Annotated in this window: 13 protein-coding genes; 11 read left to right on the top strand and 2 right to left on the bottom strand. The window is 54.7% G+C overall.

Going from position 1 to position 24,926, the window contains the following annotated elements:
- The first annotated feature begins 5 nt into the window (after positions 1-5).
- Positions 6-1,931 carry a type II secretion system secretin GspD gene (gene gspD, locus ABQ278_RS19870; RefSeq protein ID WP_349322758.1) on the top strand — a complete coding sequence of 642 codons (1,926 nt, stop codon included), beginning with the start codon at positions 6-8 and terminating at the stop codon, positions 1,929-1,931.
- Entirely contained in the window at positions 1,912-2,598 is a 687-nt protein-coding gene (locus tag ABQ278_RS19865; RefSeq protein ID WP_349322757.1) for a hypothetical protein, read from the top strand. The genes gspD and ABQ278_RS19865 overlap by 20 nt, the downstream gene beginning before the upstream one ends.
- A gap of 215 nt (positions 2,599-2,813) precedes the next feature.
- On the opposite strand, the gene ABQ278_RS19860 is transcribed toward ABQ278_RS19865, so the two are convergent.
- Both ABQ278_RS19860 and ABQ278_RS19855 read right to left on the bottom strand, forming a co-directional pair.
- Positions 2,814-3,206, bottom strand: coding sequence for a hypothetical protein (locus ABQ278_RS19860; protein ID WP_349322756.1), 393 nt, complete (start codon positions 3,204-3,206; stop codon positions 2,814-2,816).
- A gap of 31 nt (positions 3,207-3,237) precedes the next feature.
- Positions 3,238-5,496, bottom strand: coding sequence for an Ig-like domain-containing protein (locus tag ABQ278_RS19855; protein ID WP_349322755.1), 2,259 nt, complete (start codon positions 5,494-5,496; stop codon positions 3,238-3,240).
- Between the two features lie 211 nt (positions 5,497-5,707).
- Between ABQ278_RS19855 and ABQ278_RS19850 the strand changes: the two genes are divergently transcribed.
- From ABQ278_RS19850 to ABQ278_RS19810, 9 genes are all read left to right on the top strand, one after another.
- The gene (locus ABQ278_RS19850) at positions 5,708-9,907 is read left to right on the top strand and encodes an RHS repeat-associated core domain-containing protein (protein ID WP_349322754.1); all 4,200 of its coding nucleotides are present in this window, start codon (positions 5,708-5,710) and stop codon (positions 9,905-9,907) included.
- A 440-nt stretch (positions 9,908-10,347) separates the two neighbouring features.
- The gene (gene gspG, locus ABQ278_RS19845) at positions 10,348-10,770 is read left to right on the top strand and encodes a type II secretion system major pseudopilin GspG (protein ID WP_349322753.1); all 423 of its coding nucleotides are present in this window, start codon (positions 10,348-10,350) and stop codon (positions 10,768-10,770) included.
- Positions 10,767-11,510, top strand: a complete 744-nt coding sequence (locus ABQ278_RS19840; protein ID WP_349322752.1) for an A24 family peptidase — start codon at positions 10,767-10,769, stop codon at positions 11,508-11,510. Before gspG ends, ABQ278_RS19840 begins: the two co-directional genes overlap by 4 nt.
- Positions 11,507-13,177 (top strand): ATPase, T2SS/T4P/T4SS family, encoded by a 1,671-nt coding sequence (locus tag ABQ278_RS19835; RefSeq protein ID WP_349322751.1) that lies wholly within the window; start codon positions 11,507-11,509, stop codon positions 13,175-13,177. Before ABQ278_RS19840 ends, ABQ278_RS19835 begins: the two co-directional genes overlap by 4 nt.
- Positions 13,170-13,676, top strand: a complete 507-nt coding sequence (locus tag ABQ278_RS19830) for a hypothetical protein (RefSeq protein ID WP_349322750.1) — start codon at positions 13,170-13,172, stop codon at positions 13,674-13,676. Before ABQ278_RS19835 ends, ABQ278_RS19830 begins: the two co-directional genes overlap by 8 nt.
- Complete coding sequence (locus tag ABQ278_RS19825; protein ID WP_349322749.1) at positions 13,567-14,388, top strand: type II secretion system F family protein; 822 nt, start codon at positions 13,567-13,569, stop codon at positions 14,386-14,388. Before ABQ278_RS19830 ends, ABQ278_RS19825 begins: the two co-directional genes overlap by 110 nt.
- 215 nt (positions 14,389-14,603) lie before the next feature.
- Positions 14,604-17,402 (top strand): Ig-like domain-containing protein, encoded by a 2,799-nt coding sequence (locus ABQ278_RS19820; protein WP_349322748.1) that lies wholly within the window; start codon positions 14,604-14,606, stop codon positions 17,400-17,402.
- Between the two features lie 141 nt (positions 17,403-17,543).
- Complete coding sequence (locus ABQ278_RS19815; protein WP_349322747.1) at positions 17,544-22,148, top strand: hypothetical protein; 4,605 nt, start codon at positions 17,544-17,546, stop codon at positions 22,146-22,148.
- Positions 22,145-24,550 carry an RHS repeat-associated core domain-containing protein gene (locus ABQ278_RS19810; RefSeq protein WP_349322746.1) on the top strand — a complete coding sequence of 802 codons (2,406 nt, stop codon included), beginning with the start codon at positions 22,145-22,147 and terminating at the stop codon, positions 24,548-24,550. The genes ABQ278_RS19815 and ABQ278_RS19810 overlap by 4 nt, the downstream gene beginning before the upstream one ends.
- Positions 24,551-24,926: the final 376 nt, after the last annotated feature.

Below are 24,926 nucleotides of genomic sequence, written 5' to 3'. Positions count from 1 at the left end.
AAGGTATGCGTTATAATTCGTTGGTAGTGGCGGTCGCAGTTGTCGCGGCGCCATTGTCCGTTTCGATGCCGCTACGCGCTGTGGCGCAGTCGGCCCAGACCTATACGTTTGTCTTCAAGGATGCGGACATTTCCCAGGTGGCTGAGGAAATCCTCGGTAACAGTTTAGGGGTTGCCTATCGCGTTGATCCAGGCGTCGCCGGCAAGATCAATTTCAGCATCGAGCAAAGGCTGACCAAGGCGCAGCTTCTGGCCGCGTTCGAGGCGGCCCTTAGTCAATATGACGTCGTGATGATGCAGGAGGGCCAGGCCGTCGTCCTTAAACCACGTAAATCGGCGACGGTCGGCGGGCAGATTACCACGGGCACCGGCAAAGCTTCTGGTATTGGCTTCCAGATTCGGGCGGTGCCAGTCAACTACGGCTCCGCGACAGAAATCGCCAAGGCCCTGACATCAGTCTCCAAGTCTGACCTCGTCCTCTATTCATCCGACAAACAGGGCCTGATACTGCTGGGTGGTCGGGCCGATGAGTTGGACAATGCGATCACCACGATCGCCCTGTTTGATCAAAGTACCCTTAGCGAGTTGCGGATTCGCTTCTATCCGTTATCGAGCGCGAACGCTTCGGCTGTGGCGACCGATCTGACTGACCTTATCAAGGCGTCGGGCACATCGAGTGTCGCGATTGCACCCATGCGCCGGCTGAACGGTATATTTGCCTTTTCGCAGTCGTCGGACGTGCTTGATCATATCGGCCAGTGGGTGCAACGCCTCGATGTGCCGTCTAAGGATCAGGCCATCAAGGCATGGGTGTACCACCCGCGCGGAGCATCTGCTGAAAACCTCGTCAAAACGCTCAACGCTGTCGTTGGTAATGGATCTGACCTTATGCAGCCATCATTAGCTGGAAGCGGGACCACACCGGCAACCGCAACCTCAACCAGCTCACTGCCTGCTTCCAGCAGTGCGGGCTATACGGCGGGGCAGGGGGGCGCGGACGGTGTGCGCATTGTGGCCGATAAGGATACCAACTCGATCATCATCAATGCGCCGGAAGCGACGCGTATCCGTCTTCAGGAGGTGCTCAATGAGATCGACCATGAGCCGGCTCAAATCTTTATCGAGGCTTCGATTGCGGAGGTCGCCCTCACCAAGGATTTGAACTACGGAATCGACTGGGCGGCGCTGGCCTCGAACGGCCATCTCAAGGTGAGCAATTACACCGGTGACTCGACGAGCTTCAATCCCGTCGCGCCGGGCTTCTCGATCAGTTACGTCGGGACGGATATTTCCGCAGCGATCGACGCCCTGAGCTCGCAGTCCAATGTCCGCATCGTCTCGGCGCCGAAGATCACGACGGTCGAGAATACGGCGGCGACGTTGCAGGTGGGCGACCAGGTGCCAGTCGTGGTGCAATCGGCGCAATCCACATCGTCGTCCGATACGCCCGTGATCAACTCAGTCGACTATAAGGACACGGGGGTGATGCTGAAAGTCACGCCGCGCATCACCAGCGAAAACCGGATTATGCTGCAGGTCAGCCAGGAAGTGAGCTCGGTTGTAAAAACGGTCACATCGGGCATCGACTCCCCCACGATCAATCAACGCAAGATCGAATCCAGCCTCATCGTCCCGGAAGGCGTAGTCGTGGCCCTGGGCGGCATGATCAGTTCCAGCGATTCCACCAGCGACAATGGCATTCCTGGCCTGAAAGACATTCCCTTGGTGGGTGGGCTCTTCAAGGGCCAAACCCATTCGCGCGGCCGGACCGAGCTTGTAATTCTTCTGCAGGCCAAGATCATCCGTAACCCGACTGACTATGGCGTCATCACCGCCAATTTTAGCGCGGATTTGCAGGAACTTATGCGGCAAGGCTTCCTGATTATACCCGCGGCAGCGCCGGAGGCTGGTCTTGCGCCGCCTGTCCGATGATGCTGGCTATGCGAGTGTGACAGCCATCGTTATCTGCGCCGCCCTCTCCATGCTGTGCGCGGGTGTTCTCAGTCTGGTCATGACGCAAAAAAAACAGGCCGAGCGAGCGCTTTTCAGGGCACAGCAGGATGAGGCTATCAACACTGCGATATTGCGACTAGGGGCAGACATCACGAGGGCGCAAGGCGATGCGACGATCGTCCGCGACGAAAGCATCGTGGTTCCAGGCGGCACGATCAAGGTGGCTCTACGCGCGGAATACGAAGGCCGTAAATGGCCCCTTGCCAAAATCGCCGAGGTCGACGAGAGCGCATTGGCGAAATATACGGCTATTCCCAAGAGTGAGTTTTTGAGGGTCTACACGCAGCATTCCGATGATGGAATCGCGCCACAGTTTGATTGCCTTAGGAGCTTATTCTCAAAGTACGGCTACGCATCACCGGACAAGCCGCTACCCGAGGGGACGGGTATTATCTCAGTGTCTGCAGGTCACGATGGTCAGGTGTGGCGGATACGGGCGAGCAATGGTTCAAGACTACAGGAGCGGTTGGTTCGATTTCTCGGAGATCCGCACCACCTTTTTGCTGTCATAGCTGAAGAAGATATCAGCGTGCCTGTCATGCCAAACTGCGCTGCAAGCGTCACAACGGTCCAGACGCATGGTTAGCTCGTGCTCCGTGTCAATCATATGTCTACTGAGTCTCCAGGTCGCCTCTGCAGGAGCCTGCAGGCCTGCGATTTGGCGGGCGTCACGGATCACCAATATGCGCTTCAGACATATTGACGTACTCTGTTTGGGCCAGATCAGCGAACCGGAATTCCCAGCGTCGGAGTCCGATCCAAAGGGCGCGGTTCGGTTTTGCTAGCGTTGGTCGGCAACCCCTATTGCCTGACAATCGACAGGGTCGTCGAGGCACGCACGCCCTTTAAATCTTCGACGGTGAAGCCGATAGTCAAGGTCTGCCCAGGTGCCGGCGGCGCGTTGACATGGATGCCAAAGGTGGGATCGAGTGTGCCCGGTGCAGCGACGGACACAAGCCTGAGTCTCCCGCCAGTCGGATCGACGCATGCCGGACCATCTTTCAGAGGATCGACGGAAAATGCCCCCAGCTCTAAATCAGCCGGCATTGGTCCAATTGTCAGGATTTTGCTCTGACAAGACGGACCACCTTCCGTTTGTGCCAATGCGTTTCCTCCTAAAGCGCCGTTTATGAGGAGCATCAACGATATGGCTGCGATTGCTTGATTCATTTTCCGTTGCCAGGCCATGCCCATAACTTTCTCAATTAGTACGTTCGTTTTTGCACTAGTTTCCGCCGCGGAGAACGGTCGCGTAGCCGGTCGCAAAACCGCCATGGCCGTCTGTCACGGTGTATGTAAGTTGCGCTGGTTCATTCCAGTAGGATTGTATGGTGTATGGGGCTGAAGGGCTGACAACTGTAAGGGTATGACCATCTGGATCCGAACAGTGATTTATCAAGCCAGCGTTCTGGAATGTAAAGGTGGCGGGGTTGACGCTGATACCCGGGGAAGTCGGATAGACCACATATCCCGTACACGTAGGCGCGTGATTGTTCGGATCGACAACATTGAGCGAAACGGTTGCAAGTCCGCTCGTTCCGCCTGGTCCTGTTGCGGAATAAGTGAAGCTATCAGCGCCGTAATAGTTGGTGACTGGCGTATAGGTTGCCGTCGTTCCGCTGATAGACACGGAACCGTGGGCTGGGTTAGAGCTTACGGCCAGCGAGCTATAGACACCCGACGGAGCTAAGCCAATCTGGTTTGCCGTATTGTAGGTCACCGTCGAAGACACGTTGCCGACGGTGGGAGCAGCTGGATTGCCAACCGTTACACTAACGGCGGCAGGCGAGCTGGTGCCGCCCGGTCCGCTGCCTGTGTAGGTGAAGCTGTCAGAGCCATAATAACCCGTCGTTGGGGTATATGTGGCCGTTGTACCGCTGATGGACACCGTTCCGTGGCCCGGGTTGGAAGCGGTGGCAACTGAGCTATAGACCCCACTTGGCGTAAGCGAGACGCTCCCGGCGGTATTGTAGGCGACGGACAGAGATTTAGCCGAGACAGTCGGTGCCGCCGGTGTGGCGACAGTAACAGAAACGGTCGCCGCTGAACTCGTGCCACCAGGACCTGTCGCCGTGTAGGTGAAGCTATCTGCGCCGTAATAGCCATTCGTCGGTGTGTAGGTCGCCGTGCTCCCGCTGATTGACACAGAGCCGTGTGCGGGGTTCGTCGCCGCGGCAACAGAGGTATAAACACCGCTTGGATTTAGCGAGACTGTACCGGCCGTATTGTATGCCACGGTAAACGTAGCAGGCGAAACCGTCGGCGCAGGCGGCGTACTCACTGTAACGGCAACCGTGGCCGCAGAACTCGTGCCGCCAGGTCCTGTGGCTGTGTAGGTAAAGCTGTCCGAACCGTAATAGCCGCTCGTCGGCGTGTAGGTCGCTGTAGTCCCGCTGATCGAGACACCGCCGTGGGCCGGGTTCGTTGCGGTGGCGACGGATGTGTAGACACCACTTGGCGTCAGGGAGACGTTACCGGCGGTATTATAGGCGACGGTGAGCGCCTTATTGCTGACGGTGGGCGCCGCAGGTGCGGCTACCGTAACACTTACGGTCGCTGCGGCGCTGGTGCCGCCCGGACCTGTCGCGGTGTAGGTAAAACTATCGGAGCCTATATAGGATGTTGTCGGGGTGTAGGTGGCGGTCGTGCCGCTAATGGAAACCGAGCCATGCGCCGGGTTCGTAGCGGCCGTGACAGAGGTATAGACCCCGCCTGGTGTAAGCGAGACGGTACCGGCCGTATTATAGGAGACAGCAAGGGTCTTGGCGCTCACCGTCGGCGCGGCGGGCGTTGCGACATTTACGGTCACCGTCGCAGTCGAACTCGTTCCGCCCGGACCTGTCGCATTGTAGGTGAAGCTGTCAGAGCCATAATAACCAGTCGTCGGCGTATAGGTCGCAGTCGTGCCGCTAATCGACGCGGAGCCATGTCCAGGCGCTGCGACCACCGCTACGGAAGAATAGACACCCGTAGGCGTTAGCGAGACTGTTCCGGCCGTGTTGTAGCCGGCTGAAAGCGACTTATTACTGACCACCGGTGCTGCGGGTAAGCCCACCGTGACGCTGACGGTTGCTGCCGGGCTATTTCCGCCTGGGCCGGTTGCGCGGTAGGTGAAGGAGTTTGCGCCGTAGTAACCCGCCGTTGGTGTAAAGGTTGCCGTCGTTCCGCTGATGCTTGCCGAACCATGTGCGGGCGCTGTCACAACGGAGAGGGCAGAGTAAACGCCCGTCGGCGTCAGGGTTACTGAGCCCGCGGTGTTATAAGGAACTGACAACAAAACGTTTCCGGCGTTTGGCGCCGGGGGTATGTTTGTGACAGCTGTGCGGTTGCCGGCCGCGTCATACTGGTACACGACCTTGCTGCCATCGGCATAGATGACGGTTGAGAGCCTTCCAAGGTCGTCATAAGAATAGGTTTGCGCATCAGCCCTTGGGCTTGTCACGAGCAAGCCAGCGGCTATAAGAATACCAAGTGTTCGGCGCATAAATTCCCCCGTCGATCCCCTATGACACCGTCACAATCGTACAAAATAATACCGCCTTGCAAGTACATAATTTTCACAAGCAAAAATTGTTTTACGTCAATTTGTTATCATGAATTTACGTCAAATGGCATGCATGTCATGATAAATTTTCTTGCGAGCTTTGCCAACTTGTGCGCGGATAACGCGAATCGGTTGGCCAAAGCCTTGGGGGATGACAATGACCAGAAAACAGTATTTGCATGCTGGAGTTGCCGGATGTGCTCTGATGAGCTTGCTTGCGGGAGCACTTTCACAGGCACAGGCGCAGGACGCGCCTCAGCCGCCGACCAGCCGAATCATTGATCAAAATAACGTCGACCTGATGTCTCTGGACTTCGTTGCTGGCGGAACGCCGATCTCTACTGCGGGCATAAGTCGGGCGCCAAGCTCCGGTTCTGGAGCGTATTATGACGATCTCGTCGGGCTGATCTATACGAATGGGACGAGGACCTACGGTGGCGTGGTGACCACTCCGACTACGGCAGACGGTAGTACGGTTTCTATTAGCGGAAGTCTCACTACCGTTACGGAGAGCGACGGATCGATTTGGATCTACGACACGAGCATGAACTCGCCCAGGGTTTCGGGGATGCTTATCCAGCAGACGAAACCCGACGGCGAGGTGCTCAAATATTATTATCAGACCGCTACGCATGTCATCGACACTGCCAACATAGTTAAATCGTTTCATCTTAACGGAGTCACGAGTTCGCTAGGCTGGACAGTAAAATATGATTTGCTACACAACGTGCCGGGCGCGGGGCAAGAGACCTGGACAATCAGCAAAGTCTATATCGTCAACTCATCTCTGGACTATTGCGAGCCAACATCACCATCGGCCTGTACCTCGACAAATTCGGGGAGTTGGCCGGCCACGGGAGCCATTTCGACGCCCACAGTGAACTCCAGCGGCGTGACCTATCCGTCAGGGGCCACCAAAAGTTTTGCGATGAATGGTGATATAGATCACTACCTGTACACGGTCGGATCGAGCCAGTGGCAGTACGTTCGTACCACCAATGGCACCATTAAGACCACTACCGTCACAAATCCGGATGCGTCCACGCACATCGTAACTTACGACACACATATCCTCACAGATCAGGATGAACTTGGCCGCAAGACGACCTACACCTATTACACGGCGACCGATGCAAACGGCGGTTATCTGAATTCTGTGAAGCAGGTCATATGGCCTGACGCCACCTGGAGTGGGTCGACGCCAACGGGGGGCTACACCCAATACAAATACGACGGCAAAAACAATGTCATCGAGCAGCGTACCGTCGCCAAGGTTGGCTCTGGTCTGGCCGACATCGTGATCAGTGCTACCTATCCGGTATGTACAACCGCGACCCAGAAATACTGTGACAAGCCTCTAACCACCACAGACGCAACGGGGGCAGTAACGACCTATGCGTATGATGGCAATAATGGAAATGTTCTCAGCCTGACACGCCCAGTCGTGAACGGCGTTGCGCCGCAAGTCCGCTATGCCTATAACCAATATACGCCCTATGCCAAGAATAGCGCCGGCACCCTGGTAGCGCAGCCTCAAGTCTGGCGCCTGTCTTCGACTTCGACTTGCATGACGGGTGCCGCGCCCGCTTGTGTGGGCACAGCCGATGAAAACCGTACGGTATATTCCTACGGCACAAACAATATCCTGCCGACAACTGTCACCACTCAACTCGGTAATGCCAATCTGAGCACAGCAGCTTCCGGCACAAACGTGTATCAAACCTCGACCTACACCTATGACATCAATGGCAATGTTATCGTCATCGATGGTCCTAAGGCCGGTCAGGTCGATGAAAGCTACTTCTTCTATGATGCCGGCAATCGACCCGTTGGCGCAGTAAGTATGGACCCCGATGGAGCTAGCATCGTTAAGCGCTCTGCGAGCCGAACCACCTACGATACTAATGGCAATGTAAGTAACAGCGAAACCGGCACAGCGGGTGCTGGCACATCGGCGATCTACAGTGGGACCAATGCCGCAGCGCGTTGGGCCCAAGCCAAGACCGAGTGGCAATCCATGACGGTGCTGCGCAACGACGCGACCGCCTACAATGCGACTACGGTTCTGCCTGCAATCACCCGTCATTATGATGCCGGTGCCCTGACCTATCTCGGTCAGGTGGCCTACGATAACAACCTTCGAATTAGTTGCCAGGCACAGCGTCTTAATCCTTCGGTTTTCGGCACCGTTACCTCCACCGGAGCCTGTTCTCTTGGCACAGCGGGAGCCGATGGCAACGACCGAATTACGAAGACAAGTTACGACAGCTCAGGAGCTGTCACTTTGGTAATAGGCGCCTTTGGTACGAGCTCTGCCCGGACGGAAGTGGCAAAAGGGTATAACACCAACGGCACACTTGCCTATTTGGAAGACGGTAATGGCAACCGCTCGACGTACTATTACGATGACTTCAACCGTGCGTATCGTCTATGTTACCCGATTGGTACAACAACGCACGCAAGTTCTACAACAGACTGCGCCCAGACGAATTTTGATAACTATGGACGTGCGGGTTCTGTGATTTTACGCGATGCTGCCTCCACGATCAGTTTTGGCTACGATGCGCTGAGCCGTCTGATATCGAAGACGAATGCGGTATCAGAGACTTTCTCCTACAACAACTTCAATCAAGTTTTAACCCACGTTAACAACACGACAGGCGGCGCCGCGGCCAGTGAGACCTACGACTACAACGCCGTCGGTTGGCTAATGAGCGATGCCCAGCCTTTAGGTACAATAATCTATGGTTACGATGCCTTTGGCCGCCGCAGCCAGATGACCTATCCTGGTACGGGCCTGTACATCACTTATGAATATAATAATGGCGACCAACTCACGGGGATCTATGAGAATGGCAGCTCAGCGCTTGCCTCCTACTCCTATAACAGTTATGGCAATGTCGCTGCACTAAACCGAGCGAGTGGTTACTCGACGACAGCAGGTTTCGACTTTAACCAGCGTTTGAACAGTCTCACGAATGCAGCATCAGGCACCAGCAACATTATCACACTCGCTTATACGGCGGCCGACCAAATCAAGTCCCGCACGCAGAGCAATGCCGCCTACGTTGTGGCTGGTCCCGGCACGGCCGCTACAACTGTTTACAGCGTTAATGGACTTAACCGGATCATCAATGTCAATAGTGGCACAGCTTTCGCCTACGACAGTCGCGGCAATCTTACGGGTGACGGCTCGGGTGCGACATATATCTACAACGTCAACAACCTGATGACCTCGGCAACGCAAGGGGGTGTCACCTCAACTCTTACATATGACGCTGAGAACCGGCTCTACAGCATCAATAAGAGTAGCGTAACGACTAAATTTTTGTATGACGGTAAAAATCTGATTGCCGAATATAATGCTTCGAATGTACTGCTTCGTCGATATGTGCACGGGCCAGGTACCGACAATCCGCTGGTTTGGTACGAGGGCGTTACAACCACGCCGAAATACTATCTTTATAGCGATGAACGCGGTTCGGTAACAACCGTAACCAGCAGCGCCGGTGTCGTGAATACCGTATATGGCTACAGCGAGTATGGTGTGCCTTCGACGCTTTCCGGCTCGCTGAGCAGCCGCTTCCGTTATACTGGTCAGACATGGCTGCCGGAGGTGGGCCTCTATTACTACAAGGCCCGAATGTATGCACCGAGCCTTGGACGCTTCCTGCAGACCGATCCGATCGATTACTCGGATGGTATGAACATTTACGCCTATGTTCACAACGATCCTTTGAATGGGAGCGATCCCAGTGGACTGGCTGTCACCTGTAAACGGGAACATTGGGTGTGGCGTATTAGCGAATCAGATGATCCAGGTCGCATTGGTCAAATTTATTTCGATGAAGGTCCGTCCGTCGCCTGTTCTGGCAGCGAGGATGGAGGTGGTTCTGGAACATCCGGCGGTGAAGGCATGACGTTTGTTACCGTTTATGGTAAAGCAAAGCGAAAGCCTTTTAATGCGAAGTTGACCGCTAATGACTATAAGAATATTCAAAACTTTCTTCAAACCCCGGCTACAGCCGCTACCGCTGCTGCATCCGATGGTTGCGAATACCGCAATACGGCTGGCATGTGTGTTTATGTTCGCAATAAAGACGGCAAATTAGTATTCACGCCTGATTACCAAAAGATAGTGTGCAAAAATTATGCGTCCTTGCAGGATGGTGCGACTAAAGCGAACGACGGATTTGCGACTGCGGCAATAATCGGCGGAAAGAGTCCTGTTATCGGTGGATTGACCACTTTTTCAACTTTTGTATCATCTTTGACGACTGGTGCCGGTTACAGGCCTTTTGGACTTTCTATCGTTCCAAAAGCAGCCCCGCCGGCGGGCTGCGGTACATGACATCACTTGCTAAAAAAATTCTAAAGTTTTCTGCGATAGGTCTGCAGGTAGTTGGGGTAACTATGCTAATAATGAAGTTCATTTGGGGAACGTTCTCAAATGACGACTTAATAGGTGTGGCAATTTTGATGCTTGTTTGCAATATTGCCCTTCAAAAACTTAAGTAGAAGTCGCCAAATTTCATTAGCCGGTAGCCACATGGTCGATGGCGGGCAAAATTGGCAGAGGAATTTATGAAGCTGCGTGTCCAAACGAACTGAGCCAGCTCTTTGTTGGCATCATTGAACCGGCACGGATGCGCCAGAAATTGCCCAAAGCGCTATGTCAAGCAATTACGAAAACCCAGCGACGCAACTATTGTTGTCAAATTGACTACTAAAATGATAGCGTCTGACCTTGCACGTTCATGGATGAAGCTAAGAGATAACAGGGGGACTTCCTTGAACAGGGACGTAAATGACGACGACGGCTACACTCTGACTGAGATGCTCGTGGTGATCGTTATTATCGCACTCATAGCTGCGGTTTTGACGCCCTCGCTTTTGGGGCAATTGTCGCGCGCCCGTGCTAAGACGGCGACGCTGCAACTGGATACGACCTCGGCTTCGCTCGAAATGTTTAAGGATGATACTGGTCGCTTCCCCACCCAGGAAGAGGGACTCGGCGCTCTTGTCGCGGATCCGGGTATTGAAGGTTGGTTAGGGCCGTATCTAAAGTCCGCCAAATCCGTGAATGACCCATGGGGTCACCCGATCACCTATGCGATTAGCGCAGATGGTGCCGTCTCGATCACCAGCCTGGGTGCAGACGGCAAGACGGGTGGCAAGGGCGTCGATGCGGATATCAGTGTCGCTCTAAAATGACCCCGGACTTTCCGGCTGCCCTGGCTTTTCTTATAGTCTTAGGTTTAAGCGTCGGCGCGGTTGTGGGCTCTTTTGCCGCGACAGCAGCCATACGAATGTCGGAGGGCAAAGACCCACTTCGGGGGCGGTCTCAATGTGATCATTGCCACCGGCAACTCAGCTGGTTGGAAACCCTGCCTCTGATAGGCTTTGTCCTATCACATGGTCGCTGTCAAACGTGCCATGCGCCCATTGATCGCTTTCATATGGTGGGTGAGTTTCTCGGTGCGTTCGTTTTAACGATCTGCCTTGACGTCCAACCTGATATTTTAGGTGCCTTGACTGGCTTTCTCTGTCTTTGCCTGCTTACCGCGGCCTTGATCGATTTGAAGACGATGCGACTGCCCGATGTGCTCACAGCTCTTGTCGCGGCCTGCGCTTTAGCCATCGGAGCAATGACGAATACGTGGCAATACGGCCTTGTCGCGGCTGTGGCGGCGTTCATCATTCTCTTCGCGCTCAAATGGTATTTGGAGCGGCGCCATCAAAGAGGTATGCTGGGGTTAGGGGATGTGAAGCTTGTCGCGGCACTCGCTCTGTGGCTTGGCGCCAGGACACCCGCGATATTAGCCTTCGCGGCTATAATGGCGCTGGGGTTTGTAGTACTGCGACGACGCAAGGGCGCTGTTCCGTTTGGCCCGTTTATAGCTGTCGCCAGTTTTGTTTTGGGCGTCCTGGTACCGGAGGGGTGGTTTTTATGAATGCCTTTGAAATCATCCGAGATGATGTCCTCGACAACCTGCTGGAATTGGGTCGGATAACGCCCGAAGCGATTGGCCGCGCCCGCACGCTCAGTGATCGCACGGGGCAACCCGTCGAGCAGGTTCTGAACCAACTCGGCCTGTTGTCGGATGATGACCTGGCGCGCGCCTATGCTTCGGTCACAGGCTTGACGCTCTGGGATCCGGACATCGAGCCTGTGATGGTCGACTATCGTGATCTGGGGCTTGGTCAAGAATTTTTGCGCAAGGTCCGCGTAGTACCTCTTCGGCTTGACGGGGAAACGTTGCTGTGTGCCGCATGCGATCCGTTCGACGAAGAGATGCAGGCTGGTCTAAGCTTTGCCGTCGGTCGCGATATTGCCCTAAGCGTCGCACGCCTGGCGGACTGGAGGCGGGTTTTCGATGCAGACAACTTCGAAATTCAGACCGACAGCTTTCTCGACGAGCGACGCATAGAGCGCGACCTGGCCTTTGTCGAAGATCACGGCGTTGAGGGGCAGGCGGTGGAGCTTGTGTCACAGGCCTTTTCGGCAGCCGTGGAACGCAATGCCTCGGACATCCATTTTGAGCCGCGCCGTAATGACCTGCTCGTCCGGCTACGCGTTGATGGCCGGCTGATAGATTATGTCACGGCGTCTTCTGATCTCACTGGTCCTTGCGTTTCGCGTATCAAGGTGTTGTCGAACCTAAACGTTGGTGAGCGCCGCCTTCCGCAGGACGGACGCGCTTCGTTTATCAACGCCGGCCGATCGATCGATGTGCGGGTGGCGACATCACCGACCGTCTTCGGCGAAGGCGCTGTTTTGCGCCTCCTGGACCGGGCAAGCGCCCCCCAGGATGTTGGCTCGCTTCAGTTGCCCGTTCACATCACTGACTTGCTCGACAAGGCGGTTCGCGCGCCCCACGGCCTGTTTCTCGTGACAGGCCCTACGGGTTCCGGCAAGACCACCACACTCTATGCGCTGCTGGCCGCGTTCAAAAACTCCGGAAAGAAAATCCTGAGCGTCGAAGATCCGGTCGAGCGGCATTTCGAGCACGTGTCGCAAACCCAGGTGCAAAGCCAGATAGGGCTCACTTTTGCTGCTTGCCTGCGCTCGTTCCTACGGCAAGACCCTGATGTAATCCTGGTTGGAGAAATACGCGATGCTGAGACCGCAGCTGTCGCTGTCCAGGCGGCGATGACGGGACACCTGGTGCTGGCGTCAGTCCACGCCAACACGGCGCTAGCTGTCGCTCCACGGCTTCACGATATGGGGATTGAGCCCTATCAGCTTGCTGCCTCCATCAAGGGGGTCATGGCGCAAAGGCTTGTCCGTAAACTCTGCATCTGCCGGGCCGACGTTCCAGTCACCGATTTGCTCTCAAACTTCGCACGCCGGGTGGGCGCGCCTGTTCCGGCCCGCCAATTCGAAGCGCGAGGTTGTTCGCGTTGTCGCGGCACGGGCTATCACGGGCGGATCGCGCTTGCTGAAGGGGTCTGGGCTGAAGAGACATTCCTGGGCCTGGTCGGCGATGGCGCGCACCTCGAAACCCTCAAGGCATTTGGTCGTCAATCCGGGCTCACGACAATGGTGCAAGAGGGCTTGCGTCAAATTGAACTGGGCGAAACCAGTTTCGACGAAGTGGCGATTATCGCTGATGAGTAGGCTTTCCAATTTCAGTTTCAAGGCCGTGCAGATTGACGGAAAAACCCGGCATGGCCAAATCATGGCGGTCAACGAAGCCGAAGTTTATGCCAAGCTACGTGCCGATAATCTATCGCCCCTATCGATCAGGGTAAAAGCCGAGGGCAGGGCAGGCGCTGGCACCTCTCTTCCCAAATGGCTGACGGTTCGAAAGGGATTGTCAGATTTCGAGTTGGAAGAGTTGTTCCAAAGCCTTGCGGTTTTACTTCGCGCAGGCGCTGACATTCGCACCGCGCTTGGTGTGCTGAGCAGTGACAACGAGGTGATGAAAGACGTATCGACCAAGATTTCTGGGGGGCGCGAGTCTCGAAGCCGCGCTTGGTACGATCATTCCCCTGGCCCTGACGCATTTGAGGGGTTTGGTTGCAGCCGGGGAGGCAAGGGGAGATGCAGCCGCCGGGCTGGAGAGCGCCGCGCAAGTCCTGGCGACCCGCCGGAAAATACGTCAGCAGTTGTTTGAAGCTCTGAGCTACCCAGCATTTGTATTCGTGACGGCCATTGCAGCCCTTAGCATCATTCTGCTCGTTGTCGTCCCGGCCATTGCGCCCCTGCTTACCGATTCCGGTCAGAAGATGCCCGTTTACTTCAGCGTTATCCTGTTCCTAAGTCGTGCCCTTCAGTCCGGGTGGCCATTCCTGGCTGGAGCTGTTCCCCTGATTGGCTTGTCGGTCTATTTCGGTTGGAGATACGGGGGCTTACGTTCATGGACCGACGTTTGGCTTCTTGATGGCCCCTTGCGCAGCATTGTCACGCCGCTTGTGTTCGGCGGGTACGCGCGCACCTTGGGCGATAGCCTTCAGGCTGGCGCCAACCTCAGTGAAGGCCTGAGGTTGTGCAGCCGAAGTGTCGCCAATGGTGAAGCCCGTAAGCGACTTGATATCGTCATGACCCTGGTTCGACAGGGCAGGAGCTTGAGCGAGGGCTTTCGCAGTGTGAAGGGCTTCCCCAAACCTGTGATCAAGCTGTGCGAGGTTGGCGAGGCATCCAGCGCCGTGGGCCCCATGCTGGGCCGCGCGGGCGAGCGCGAGGAAACGGCGGCGCTGGGCCGTATTTCCAAATATTCGAAGCTGCTCGGCCCGCTTTTGATCATGGTTCTTGGTGCCATGATTGGCGCATTGATGGCCGGTGTACTGACCGCCCTGACCGACATCGGGTCGGTGGCCGGGACCTGAGCAATAGACGGTGGCCTTCAATATATATAACAAGACCACAACCTAAGCGAAATGGATTTCATAAGTTGTCGGCATCGAACTGAACTCGCCACAATCCTTGTCCGAAAAGAGATTCACAACCTAAACGCAAGAGTATTGGCCAAAGCCTGCCCATTTTTCTTGCTTAGCGCGTTTTTCGTGGTAAACTCTTACACAAATACGCTCGGGGTGGGAATATGCGTAAAGGGGTTATCGGCTGTTTGCCGACAAAATCTGCGGTGTCTGACTGGAAGCGGGTTGTATTTTCAACCGCAGCTTTTGTATGCTTAACAGCAGCTTCAGCAAACGCCGGAATTTCCTACGGGTACGACTCGCTTGGTCGTGTGGTCTCCGTTTCGTATTCGGATGGCAGCACGGTCACATTTCAGTACGATGCAGCGGGCAATCGTACACAGGTTGCTCGAATAGGGCTCAATCGTAGCCCAGTTGCGAACAATGACACTGTGGCGACCGGTTACGGGGCGTCTTTTACGATCGATCCCCGCACGAATGATACCGATCCAGATAACAATCCGCTCACGGTGACCGCAGTATCAGCCTCAGCTCATGGCACAACTAGCTATTCTGCTGCCTCTGTCAACTATGCGCCGACGGCGGGCTACTACGGTGCCGATAGCTTCACATATACGATCTCTGACGGGCAGGGCGGTACTGCGACTGCGGCCGTTAATGTCACAGTCGGCACACCGGCCACGCCGACCGTTAGCAACAAATCTCTTTCTGTGGCCTACAATACAGCCGGATCAGTGAATTTGGCGCCGTCAGGCGTATACACATCCATATCCATCCCTGTCGGTCCAACGAATGGAACGACGTCCGTGTCCGGAGCGACCGCGACCTATACGCCCACGGCCGGTTACTACGGTAGCGACAGTTTCACATTCGCAGCGACGGGCCCTGGAGGCACCAGCGCGCCGGCCACCGTTTCTGTCAGCGTTGCGGCGCCGCCTGCACCGATGGCCAGTAATGGGTCTCTTTCCGTCGCCTATAATACGACAGGTTCGGTGGGACTTAGCCCTTCCGGTGTCTATACCTCACTGTCCATTGTGACCAACGCTGGCCATGGCGTGGCTTCTATCTCGGGTACAACAGCAACCTACACGCCGACGTCAGGCTACTTCGGTGCAGATACCTTCACATATAGAGCCACCGGACCGGGTGGCACCAGCTCGACGGCGACGATCTCAGTATCCGTGGCAGTTCCAAACTTGCCTGCTGTCAGCAATGTGTCGATGAGCACAGGTTATAATACGGCCGGATCGGTCGCTTTGAGCCCCAGCGGTGTTTATAATTCACTTGCGGTGGCCTCTGTGCCCGCCCACGGTTCGGCTTCAATCAGTGGAACGACAGCAACCTATACCCCAACGGCCGGCTATTATGGTTCGGACAGCTTCACCTATACGGCTACCGGCCCGGGTGGCACCAGTGCGCCAGGTACAGTTGCGGTGAATATTGCGATACCGCCCGCACCTACTGTCGGGAATATATCGACGAGTACCGCCTACAACGCATCGAAGAACGTCGGCCTGTCTCCGTCAGGGGTGTATACCTCGCTTGCAATAGCGACTGGCCCTGCCCACGGTTCGGCTTCAATCAGCGGCTCGACGGCCACCTATACCCCCGCCGCAGGCTATTACGGCAGTGATAGCTTTACATACACTGCATCCGGGCCCGGGGGGACTAGTACTGCCGCAACGGTGACCATAAGCGTAGCGACGCCGGCAGCGCCCACCGTGGGCAATGTCTCGCTAAGCACCAGCTACAATACCGCCAACAGCGTTGGGCTGTCACCATCCGGAGTCTATAGCTCACTAGCCATCGCCACCTCACCCGCCCATGGTTCGGCTTCAATCAGCGGCACAACGACCACGTATACGCCGACCGCGGGCTATTATGGGGCGGATAGCTTTACGTATACTGCGACCGGTCCGGGTGGCACAAGCCCTGCGGCTACCGTGTCTGTGAGTGTTGCGACACCGGCCGCTCCGACCGCTGGAAATGTAGCGATGACAGCGCCTTATAATACCACCAGTATCGTGGGCCTTGCTGCATCGGGCGTATATAGTTCGCTATCCGTCGCATCTGGACCATCCCATGGCGTCGCCTCGATCTCTGGAACAACCGCGATCTACACGCCCACAACTGGATATTCTGGCCCAGACAGCTTTACTTACACAGTTTCGGGGCCTGGCGGAACCTCAGCGCCCGCGACGGTTTCCGTCACCGTGCAACCGCAGCCGATCATAACGATAAACGTCACCTCTGCGGCCAATCTGCGCACTTTGGCGAACAATAACGGTTATAACGGATCTCCTGCTAGCTATCAATTTGTTGTTCCAGCCGGGACGAATGTCATGGGGAACGCCGGCGGAGGCACAGGCATTGATACAGGAACATGGCCCGCTGGTGTAACCTTAGCATTGGTCGTCAACGGCAATCTCTATGGTGGCGGAGGAACTGGTGGGAACGGTGGCGGCGTATCGCAGAACGGGTTTGTGGGTGCCAACGGCGGTGACGCACTTATCATTCAGGCTCCGATCACAGTGACTATCAATTCCGGTGGCTCGATTAAGGCGGGCGGCGCTGGTGGCGGTGGCGGCGGCTATATGTATGGAAGCAATCCCGGAGGTTCGTACAGCAATGGCGGCGGCGGCGGCGGCGGCGGTTTCCCCAATGGGGCAGGCGGTAGCGGCGGTGGCACCAATTCATCAGCCTCAAAAAGGGATTCCGGTTCGACAGGATCTCCCGGCACAACTGCTGGCGGCGGTGCTGGGGGCAGCGGGGGTTATGCGTCTGGAAGTTCCGCACCTGGAGGCGCGGGCGGAAATGGCGGAGCCGCTGCCACAAGTGGCAGTACTGGCGGCAGCAAAACCTATAGCGGCGCTGCCGGCGGAACGCCTGGTGTCGCAATAAGGAAGAATGGTCAAGCCGTGACGATAATAAACAATGGCACGATCACGGGTGTTCAAAATTAGCACGGATCGGGCACGGCACCATCAGTTCCTACATTGAATCTGCGAAGTTTGCGTTCCGCACTTTTGTAGGTCCAACTGCTGTCAAGTAAAAATAGCGTTCTAAGTGTTTTAAAATAACGAACAATCTTGTGGGGCAGGTCAATGAAATTATCAAAAGGGGCGACAAGACATACCCTTTGGCAAAGCTCATTTTTTGCGCTGGCTTTCTGCTTATCGGGCTTTGCCATGATTGCAACGGCGAGTGGAATCGCGGCTGAAGCAAATGCGGCGAACGCCACGCAGGCGACAAGCGAGACCATTGCCCCTCCATCTACAAAACTCTTGACGGCGACCATGATATCGCCGGCGACAGCCTGGTCATATTATGGGGGGGGAACCAGTCACACGGTTGGGCTATCTCTCGCAGACCCAACGCCAGGCAACGCTTCAGCAATCGAGATACAAACACTTTCAAATTCGCTGTTGGGTGCCCGGACTTTACCCGCAGATGCGCCCGCCTACATCCAAAATGTATTCGACTACGTGCGAAACAATATCGCTGTTGAGCTTCGATACGGTTTGTCGAAAGGCGGCCGTGGCGCACTGTTGGACCAATCCGGGACGCCTTTCGATCAAGCCGAGCTTATGGTGATGTTGTTACGGGAGCGTGGAATTACAGCTAACTACATTGTTGGCGACGCGACACTCACGGCTGCACAGTTTGGGCAATGGACGGGCTTGGTGAAGAGCCTCAATGATAGCACGCAAAGTTTTGTCGTGGACGCGCAGGTTGCATGCCAGTTGCTCGCCGACGGAGGTATAGGCGCCATCGTCAACGGATCCTCAGATTGCGCGACCTTGTCGGGCAATCTGAACAGTATTACCTTTTCGCATATTTGGGTGCAGGCTAACGGGACCATCTATGATCCCTCGTTTAAAACCTATACGCTCCGGACTGGCATAGATTTGCCTTCGGCCATGAGTTGTGGGACCCAAGCCGCGCCGAGTTGTGGGACAACCGTCAAGAATGCTGGGATGGTCGGCGCCACTCAGGGCGTAGCGAATGGCATTCCCTACGTTGATAACTACAATCTTGGTGGCGCCAAGACTGCAAACGATACCCTCAAATCGAATCTGGCAACTTACATAAAGACCCAGAATATTAACGGCCAGGGCGTTGCCGCGTCGGTGTATGACGTTCTGGGTGGCAGGCAACTCAATGCTCAAAGTGGGCCGGCGGCTCCATTGAGCTATAATGCCCGAACCACTTGGTCTGGAGGCGTTCCGGATCAATTCAGGACGGTACTACGTGTTAAAGCCGGGACTGCCTGCGGGTCATTCTTCGCTGACGAGACGTCAGGGCGCGCCTTAGTATATGTCAGAGCTTTGACTGCTGGCGCTTCAAATTTCTTCTCCGTCGATGGCACCAACATATCAACTCTTAGCTATGTCCCGGCAGGAAGCTGCAGTGCGATTGCCGCGCCATATGCTCAGATCCAAGTTGATCACCCCTATGCAGCTGCGGCAGGTACCTATGCTGACGATATCGTAAATTTCAAGACGGTTGACCCACCTTCGGACGAAGTTGGCTTTTACCGCCAAATGCGAGCCGCGTATCTTTATTGGGACGGCGGGATCTCTGCAACCCCGGCCCAATATGTTCCGTCGCAAGGGCTCTATCCTACCCACTACCCGGAACAAAATTATTTAACATATGCGCCGATTACGATTGTGCAAAAGTTTGGGCAGGCGGGCCCATCCGCACACAAAAGTATGAGTGACCGGATAGCGCTGAAAAATCCCAATGGGCTAAGTTGTGGAATAACGACGACCGCGACACGGTTAGTCTCGCGCGAATGTCAGTTCGATGAGCACGCGGTTGTTGGTGAGGCCTTCGGTACCATACGTACTTATGCGGACACGCTTGTCGACGGTGTGGGGAAATCGGTCAGCTCACGCCACCATGATATCGGTATTGTTTACGCAGGTCGCATGCAGGGGCTGGCAATTATGTCCCTGCAAGAAAGTGTGAGTGTCACCGCTCAAAGTGGCACGGCGCAAGACCGAAATGCGGCTTTCGACATGCACGCTCTCATGCTTGCAGAAGCCGAGTCGCGGGCCAATGCTGTAGATGGCAGTCAGGGCATATCCGCGGCGACAGCTTTTTTTGGTTATCAACCGGTGCAGTCAACGACCAAGGCCAGTCGGGTCTACGACGTTTCCGCAGCCAATATGTCAACCTATCTGTTGATGACCCCCCATCAGGACAAGGTCGCGAATACTGATGGATCCTTCACCTATGGCCACTTTTGTATCAAATATTTAGATCTGAACAATAACAGTTTGGGGCCAGATGGTTGCTGGCGCCATTTGGCGCTCCAAGATGTCGCCAACCAAGGCTACTCTACCTTGATGATGCAAGGCGCTCAAAGCGAGTTGTTTTACAAGGCCGGTAGCGGATCTGTGTCTAGTGAGCGCGCTTTCACTCTTTGGGAGTATGTCAAAGGCGGAACGACGGTCGGTGACGCGCTTTCGACCGCCATGAAATCAGTTGAGGTGGTGGACGCAAGCACACTAAGACGCAAATTTTTATCTGTTTCGCCAAGTTCGGGCGAAATGTCATATGTGGCCGGTCCTGACATCGTGACGGGGACAGGCGACTTCCCTTATAGTTTGCCTTTTGTTCGGACCTTTTCACCGACATATTCGGAAAAGAGTAGGAATTCTTCGACCTACTATTATACGACCTCAGGCGGCCTTGCTTCAACGGCAAGTGGTTCGTCTGTCACTGGTGGCCCTGATTCACAATACCATGATCGACTTGGTGGTGGCTGGACGCACAACTACCAGGTCATGAAACTTCACTCGACCGACCTTGAGTATGCTCTGGGCTCGATCAGCGCATACCTCGGCAGCGAATTTATCGCAAATCTTGAAATCACGCGCGAGCTTGGAACGAGTTCTGACCTTCAGACCAAGCTTGGAGCCATGTTTGCTCTTTATAACATTCAGAGGGAAATTGGGCCTTACACCTACAATACTGTCATGGTGCGTACGGGCGCACAGCCGGTCGTTTTTCACAGGATGTTTGATGGGACTCTCTTCTCTCCGCAAAGTCCGACGGCCCAAATATCCTCTCAGGGGAGTTATATTTCCGCGTCTGGCGAGGTTATAACGTTCTCGCCTTATCGCTACGATCAGGCAACTATTACGCATGATACGCAGACTTTGGTAGGCTCTCCATCCAGTTATTCGAATTATGTTAAAATATTCAAAGCCGACAATTGGACGTTCCCAAACGGCTTCCAGTTAAATTTCCAGTATGCACCCTATGTTCTCTCGACGGGTGATAATTGTTATCTGGATCAGTATAATACAGTTATCCACCAGCCCTACACAGGGCAATTTGGATACTTACTATATAGCGTCACAAATAGCGTGGGCCACAAGCTGGTGTTCAACTTTGAAAAAAAGTGGACAAGACAGGCTTCGACTTCAAGCTGCGCTATGACAAGCTTTTACACCTATGCCCTCAAAAGTGTTGCAGATGAAACCGGCCGGACGGCAACCTTTGACAACGGCGGTCAAATCAATGGCAACTATTTTACGGCAACCGATCCGCTTAACCACGTCACGCGATATGAATATAATAAGGGGTCGGGGGGCGGCGAAGTCGACCTTACTGTCCGAAACGACTATCAACTGCGGCGATGGTTCACGGCCAAAGATGCGTCCGTTCCGTACCAAAAATTGCAGTATGACGGCATGTCGCGAGTGGTCCGATTGATCGATCGGAACTCCCACACTAAGTCGTACTATTACAGCGGATTGTACGGGGCGGAGGAATGGAAGCGCAGCGAGTCCCTAGATGGCGTCGGGAACGTTACAATTGACATCTTTGACAATAAAAATGGAAATATCTTCAGCAGGTCGCCGTCGGGACGTGTCACCACGAAAACTTTTGACAATATGTCCCGGCTTGTTCGAACGACACTACCGGAAGGCAATGGCTCGTTAAAGTCCTATGATCTGCGCGGCAATCTGATTCAAGAGCGAAAATTTTCTAAAACGTGTGCGGTGGGCGCACAGACCTGCGCAGACGACATCAATACGTTTACCAGCTATGTAGAAGGCCCAACCGTCGTCAATTGTCTGAATAACATAGTCTGCGACAAGCCAGCTACTGAGACGGATGCCCTTGGCAATATTAAAAATTACACGTGGAATACGACTACAGGAGAGCTAACAAACATAAAATTGCCGGCTGGTCGGACAGGTCCAAGGCCGGAAACAGATTATCTTTACACGGCACATAACGGGATAAGATTCTTAACCTCGAAAATCGAAAAAATCGGGGCATCTCAATCCTTAACTACAACATATAGCTATGATCCATCGAACCATTACGTCCTAAAGGATGTAACGGTTGATCCCACCGGCTTAAATCTGACGACCAGCTTAACATACGATACGCTGGGGAACCTGATTTCGGTGGATGGCCCGCGAACAGATGTCACGGACATTACAACCTATCAATGGGACGGTGGTCGACGTATCACCGCAGTTATTTCCCCTGATCCCGATGGCGCAGGCCCCCTTCTTCGGAAGACAAATAAATACACTTACGACGCCGACAGCCTTGTCTCCCGCACCGATACAGGCACCGCCACGGCCTCCGATGGCACGGGCTTCGTAATCACAACATCCGAGGTGCCGACATATGATGCGATGGGTAACAAAATCCAATCGAAGGTGACCAAGCCATGAGCCGCTTCAGTCAGCAAAGGTTTTGGGGCACGGCATCAGCCCTGGTTTTAGGCTTGGTGGCATATGGTCAGGGACATGCGGAGACCATATTGAGTCTCACCCAAACTTCTTATGATGCCAATGATCGACCCGTATGCGCTGTGGTTCGCATGAACCTTGCGAGTACCGCGACGGATGCCTGTGTCTTAGGCACGGAAGGCGCATTTGGTCCGGATCGTATCACCCGGACGATATATGATCGCGATAGCAACGCGATCGAGGTCAAACGCGGCGTCGGGACCACGAATGAGCAGATTTATGCCACCTACACCTACACCCTGAATGGTCAAAAAGCATCTGAGGCGGATGCGAATGGCAATATCTCTGGGTTGGTTTATGATGGCTTTGATCGTTTGGCGTATCTATACTATCCCAGCACATCAGTGACCCGGACGACCCAGCCCTGTTCGGCCACCGCAAATACCTGGTGCAATGGCATCGAGCCTTACACTGCGCGCGCCGCCACTGGTGGCCCAACTCCTCTTTTGGGCGCGACCAGCACCGCAGATTACGAGCAATATGGTTATGATAACTCAGGCAATCGCACGACTTGGCGCCGTCGCAACGGCCAGACCCACGCCTTCAGCTATGACGGCTTAAATCGTCAGTGGCTGGATGATCTCCCCGGGACGACCACCGATGTGTACACATCATACGACTTACTTAACCGAGAATGTGGCAAAGCCTTTACCGACAATGGCAGTATCGTAGGGGATTGTACCGAGCGGTTCGACAATATAGTGACGCCAGGTCTCTACAGAAAATATGATAAGGCGGGCCGGCTGATTGCCACGCGTGATGCCAACGGCCGCGTCTTCAATTATGCCTATGACCAGGCAGGCAACCGGATCTCCATGACCTATCCTGATGGGGTGGTGCAGGGGTATCAATATAACGTCGGAAACATGTTGAGTTGGACTGGTGTCGGCGCCACAACGATCGGTATGACGCCCGGCTATGACACGCGCGGCCGACTGGTTAGTATCACGCGGTCTAATAATGTTGTTACGACTATTGTTCCAGACGACCTGAACCGGACAGCCTCGTTCAGCCATGACGTGGTGACAGGCAGTGATGTGAATTGGAGCTTTGCTTACAACCCGGCGTCACAAATCACAAACATGACGCCCGGTACATCGGTGTACGACTATATCGAAAAGATGACGGTGACGGACAGTCGTGCTTATGATGGTCTTAACCGGGACGCCGGCATCGCAGCCGTTAGCGGCGGCTATGACGCCAATGGTAATGTGACGAGTGAGGGCACGTCACCAGGCGCACGGGTGTTCACCTACGATATGGACAACAGGCTCCTGACGGCGACGGGCGGGGTGGCGAATATAACACTGACCTACGATCCGCAAGGGCGACTATCAAGCTATCAGGCAGGGGCTGGGACCGTCATTCAATTCGCCTACGACGGGGTCAACCTGGTTGCGGAATATCAGGCTGGCAACCTGGCTAAACGATACCTGCACGGACTTGGCAATGATCAGCCCTTGCTTGAGTTCACCGGCGCTTCCGTAAACGCTACCAGCGGAAAGTTCCTGCTCGCGAATTATCAGGGCAGCATCATAGCCTTGGCGGATAGTGCGGGAACCGTGACGACTAGCGATATCTTCACCTACGGTCCATACGGTGAACCTATGGATGGAAAGTGGACTGGCGAACGGTTCCGCTATACGGGGCAAATCGCTCTGCCGGATACCTTCCTTTACTATTATAAGGCCCGTATTTACGATCCTAGATACGGGCGGTTCTTACAAACTGATCCCGTCGGATCAGAGGATGACCTGAACCTTTATGCCTATGTCAAAGGTGATCCCGTCAATGGGAGCGATCCTACTGGGCAGTCGACCGTTTCCATCGAAATTGGAGGCGAGGCGACACCTGGAGTGGGAATTAGAGGGTCCGTAGGAATAATTTTTGAACTCCCGTCGCTAGAAGAGAACTGGGCGACTTCGGACAAGTGGGATGTAGGTGTAACCGCGTCTGTCGGCGGAGCTGTGGGGCTCAATGGTAGCGCAGGGGTTCAGGTTGCAGTTCAGGGCGGAACAATTCACGATACAACGGCCGTCACGACAAGTACAAACGTCACCGTTGGCCCAGTTAGCGCCTCAAGAACAGTGCCATTAACCGGAAAAGAAGCAGGAAAGAGTGGCGATCAGGTGGGTGCGCCAGTGTCTACCGGCGGTAGTGAGCGGATTACGGGGCGAGGGAATGCCCACATTTCAACTGTAGAAAAATTCAACCTCAAAGTTGGAAAGGTCGGCGTCGGGGCATCTCAGTCCATCGATGCGCGAGGGAGTCTATCTGTAAAGGATGTTGTAAATTTCTTTGGTGGACTTTTCAAAAACAAATAGATGAGGTTAGAGATGAATAAATCGTTCGTAGGCAAGTTGGTGACAGCGGTATTCCTGGTAGTATTTTTTGTCTATATGTTTGCAAACGCTAACTTTCCAACTTTTTCGGAAAAATTTGGACTCTATACATTTTGGGGCCTCATTGGCATTTGGTTTATTATATATTTAGCGCTGTCTAATCTCGGCTATTTTGATTGGTTCAATAAGAGGAAGTAATACAAGACATCCAGTGGATGGCTTGGCGCTCATCCTGTCGGACGGCGATGACGGCGACCTGGACGACGGCTTCGACGACTGAGTCCTGGTCCCGCCCGATCTTCCTCTTAGCCAGCTAAAACGGGCCTTCCCACACGCGCGGGCCTGTGCCATGTTGCCG

The sequence above is a fragment of the Asticcacaulis sp. MM231 genome, from assembly GCF_964186625.1.
Taxonomy (GTDB): Bacteria; Pseudomonadota; Alphaproteobacteria; order Caulobacterales; family Caulobacteraceae; genus Asticcacaulis.
Note: the sequence above shows the minus strand (reverse complement) of the source record. Positions and strands in the feature narration are given on the sequence as shown.